At 64.7% G+C, this 3,719-nt stretch carries 4 protein-coding genes and 1 pseudogene; 2 read left to right on the top strand and 3 right to left on the bottom strand.

Going from position 1 to position 3,719, the window contains the following annotated elements; translation table 11 throughout:
* Positions 1 to 327 carry a DDE-type integrase/transposase/recombinase gene (locus tag IU459_RS36755; protein ID WP_324199173.1) on the top strand — a complete coding sequence of 109 codons (327 nt, stop codon included), beginning with the start codon at positions 1 to 3 and terminating at the stop codon, positions 325 to 327.
* On the opposite strand, the gene IU459_RS36750 is transcribed toward IU459_RS36755, so the two are convergent.
* Complete coding sequence (locus IU459_RS36750) at positions 224 to 1,600, bottom strand: IS30 family transposase (protein WP_228839035.1); 1,377 nt, start codon at positions 1,598 to 1,600, stop codon at positions 224 to 226. The genes IU459_RS36755 and IU459_RS36750 overlap by 104 nt on opposite strands.
* Before the next feature lie 41 nt (positions 1,601 to 1,641).
* On the opposite strand from IU459_RS36750, the gene IU459_RS36745 reads away from it, so the two are divergent.
* Positions 1,642 to 1,986: an integrase core domain-containing protein gene (locus IU459_RS36745; RefSeq protein WP_324199172.1), complete on the top strand. Its 345-nt coding sequence runs from the start codon at positions 1,642 to 1,644 to the stop codon at positions 1,984 to 1,986.
* Between the two features lie 453 nt (positions 1,987 to 2,439).
* On the opposite strand, the pseudogene IU459_RS36735 reads toward IU459_RS36745, so the two are convergent.
* A pseudogene (locus IU459_RS36735) lies at positions 2,440 to 2,793 on the bottom strand (ISAs1 family transposase); the annotation flags it as partial.
* Between the two features lie 800 nt (positions 2,794 to 3,593).
* A partial coding sequence (locus IU459_RS36730) for an aldehyde dehydrogenase family protein (RefSeq protein WP_195133225.1) occupies positions 3,594 to 3,719 on the bottom strand: 126 nt, incomplete at its 5' end.

Genomic DNA, 3,719 nt, shown 5'->3' with positions numbered 1-3,719 from the left:
CTGTGGGTCGGCGATGTCACCGAAATCCCTACCTTGGAGGGGAAACTGTATTTGGCTTCGGTGGAGGACCGGTTCTCCGGGCGTCTGCTCGGCTACGCCACCAGCGCCCATCATGATGCCGAACTGGCCTGTGCCGCATTGAAAATGGCCGCTGCCACCCGGGGTGGGTTCGACGCGATCGACGGGGTTGTCTTCCACTCTGATCGCGGCAGCGAAGGCGGATTCAACTGGTCGATGCAACATTTTGACGTTCGAGCGATTGTAGGTGATGGGTCATCGCCTCGGCGGGAGTGCGCCATCCGAGGACCTTCCGCGGTCGGGTGTTGAGGGTATGCGCGACGGCCGCGAGGTCCTTCGCGGTCCACCGCGACAGGTCGGTGCCTTTGGGAAAGTACTGGCGCAGGAGTCCGTTAGTGTTTTCGTTGGTTCCGCGCTGCCAGGGACTTTGCGGGTCGGCGAAGAAGACCGGCACGCCGGTCTTCGCTGTCAGCTCCGCATGCGCCGACAACTCCTTGCCACGGTCCCAGGTCGGAGACTTCAGCATCGGCTCGGGGATCTTCCGCAACGCCGCCGAGAGCGCCTTGTTCATCGATGACGCCCCGTAGCCGCTGAGGGCGACACCGTTCTTCACCGGCGCCGTCTCCCTCCATCCGTCCTCGCGGGGCAGGTGAACGAGCACGGTGAACCGGGTCGACCGGTCGACAAGGGTCCCGATCGCCGAGCGATCGGTGCCGATGATCAGGTCTCCCTCCCAGTGGCCCGGATTCGCGCGGTCCTCGGCTTCGACCGGCCGTTCGCTGATCAGGACGTCGGGGGTGATGTGGGCCCAGGTGATGCGTTTGGACCGGGCTCGGGGCATGCGCAGTGCCCGGCCGGTTCGCAGTGTCAGGATCAATTCACGATCGAGCGCGCCGCGGCCTTCGATATACAGTGCCTGGTATATGGCCTCGTGGCTGATCCGCATCGACTCATCGTCGGGGAAGTCGATCTTCAGCCGCGCCGCGATCTGCTGCGGGCTCCACCCCTGCACCCATTGCCGGTCCGAGCGGTGCGGCTTGTTGCGGCCGGTCCAGATCCCCGTCGCCGGCCCGGCGGCAACCCTGCCCTTCGCATCGGTGATCCGCCCCGCCAGGCGCTGCTGCACGTAGTCCCGAAGCTGTGTGTTTTGAACGAGTTTCGCCATTTTCGGGCGTCGGGCGAACAGTTCGGCTTTCCACTGAGCAACCGAAGCACGGTAGTCGAGCTTGCCGCCGCGGGTCGCGGCGTTGCGCCGCAGCTCACGGGAGATCGTCGACGGGCTGCGACCCAACGCCCGCGCGATCTGCCGCACCCCCTCGCCCTGCACCCGCAGCAACGCGATCTCCTCACGCTCGGCGAACGACAGGTAGCGGCCGCCGGGCGGGCTCCAGGAATACGGGGACATCCCGCCACCATCGCGGAACAATCGACTGCCCTTGACAGGCGATACCCCCACTGCCACACCAGCTTCCGCTGGCAGCAGGGCCTCGGCGATCACGTCCCAGAACAGACGCTCCACCACGCGCTGATGCCCGGGATGCCCAGGTGAGCGCATCGGCGCTCGTCCAGTGACCTCCCGCATCCAATCCGACGGCCTTCCCACAACACCCTCCGTGACCTCGGGTGTTGCTTCCACCGGTTGAACCTGAGGAATACACCGCCGCGGCCACGAATGCCCTGTGCCGGCACCTCGGTGTGGTGCAGTCGATGGGCCGTGTGGCCTCGGCCCTGGACAACTCCCCAGCTGAATCGTTCAACTCCACCTTGAAGGTCGAATTCGTCCACCGGCACCGCTTCCGTACTCGCGCCGAGGCAGCTCTGCGGATCGTCACCTGGATCACCGGCTTCTACAACCCGACCCGCCGCCACAGCCTGTGCGGCGCAATGTCGCCGATCAACTACGAGACCCATATGGCCGCCGTCCGTGCGGCCTCAACTGCAGCCCTGTCACGAGACGAGGCCGCATAAGGGAGCCTCCACACTTCGAGGGGATTGATATTCATCGCCTCCCAGAGGGCCGAACTGAATCGCCCCGGCATGTCCGGAGACTCTGATGGGTCATGTGGGAATCATTGTGGGAGTGGAGGGTTTGCGTCGGGCCGGGATTGGTATCAGTTGATAGAATTGTGTGCGCTCGCTGCAACACTGCTGGCCGACTGCGATGGCGTCTACGATCTGAACTGTCACAACGAGCGGTTGCTGTTGGGATTGAAGGACATCATGAGCGAGGTCGAACTGCATTTGATCAAGCAGCGGATGGCGTCGGGACGGTTGGCCGAGGCCCAGCGGGGTGAGTTGTTCTTCGCGGTCCCGACCGGATATGTACTGCGCCCGTCCGGAGAGGTCGTCAAGGACCCTGACGAGCAGGTCCGCACGGTCATCGCATTGATCTTCGACCTGTTCAACGAGCTATACAGGGTCTCACGCGCGATGCCCGTGACCGTGGTCGTGCGAGATCGCCAGGGCGGGAATGCCTTTCCAGGCCAGTACTTTCACCCGCCGGTGCAGAGTCGGTTGATTGCGCTTCACGGTGAGGATGTAATGACCGTTGCGGTCGCGGATGGTCTGGGCGGTTTCGCGCTGGCAGCGTATCGCATCGGCGGTGATCACAGCGTCGGTGATGTCGAGCACGCCGAGAAGCTCGGTCAGCTCGGGAGTCTCGTTCGGTCTCGCGCCCACCGCGATCTGCGCGAGCACGACACCGGTGTACTGGCACAGTCCGGCCAGCAGATGCACGAGGTTCCCGGCCGTGTCCCGGGCGCCCTTGAGTGTCTTGCCGTCGCAAGCAGATCACCCGCCGTTCGCTGATCATGCTGGTACGCAGCCACATCCACGCGCCGATCACCGCGTCGACGGTATCGGCGGGCATCCGTGTCAGCAACCGGCGCACGGTGGCCTCCGACGGTGGCCGGCACCGCACGCCCAGCCGCGCCAAGGTCTCGGCCGGGGCGTCGCCAGCCCACTCGGCGATTGCGGCAAACGACCGGGGCGCCGGCCAGCGTGGCGGCCAGGGCCGCGGCGACGACCGCGGCGACGGTGTGCCACATCCCACGACGTTCACGCGGATCGGGCAAGCCCGTCAGCATATCCAGCAACCCGGCAGGAAGCAGCGTCTCGGGGCCGGGATCGTCACTCCCGCCTCATGGGCACGGACCCGACCGGCTATCGGCGGGAAGGACAGGAGATGATGACAATGCGGGCACGCAATGGCTTTCGGAACGAACTGGCGTGGTAACCAAGATCGTTACCGCAAGCAGCCGTGCCCGCCCCAACGACACGCCGAAATACCAGGTCACGCCCTCACTTCACGACTTTGACAGGCCCCTGCGTCAGGCAGCAGCCATGAAATTACCCTTCAGGACGCTGTCCGGAAACGCCGGGTCCCTCAACTTCCGTTTCCGTGTCCTGCAACGGCTCCTCGCCCAGATCGACCGCATTATGAAGATCAACGAACTCCACACTATCAGCCAACGTTGTCGAAACCGCCCGCAGCACCCTCGTCATCGGCGCTATCTGATATCGCGAGAACACCGCCACTCTCCGCCGCGAGTCACCGCCCGTCCACTCGGTGGCCCTTACAACGCGATGTTGACTGCCTTCGTCTGGGTGTACAGATCGAGTGCGGCGCTGCCGAGTTCACGGCCCCACCCGGATTGTTTGTAGCCACCGAACGGGAGGGCGGTGTCGAAGCCGTTGTACTG

Source organism: Nocardia amamiensis, from assembly GCF_015477605.1.
GTDB classification, from domain to species: domain Bacteria; phylum Actinomycetota; class Actinomycetes; order Mycobacteriales; family Mycobacteriaceae; genus Nocardia; species Nocardia amamiensis_A.
Note: the sequence above shows the minus strand (reverse complement) of the source record. Positions and strands in the feature narration are given on the sequence as shown.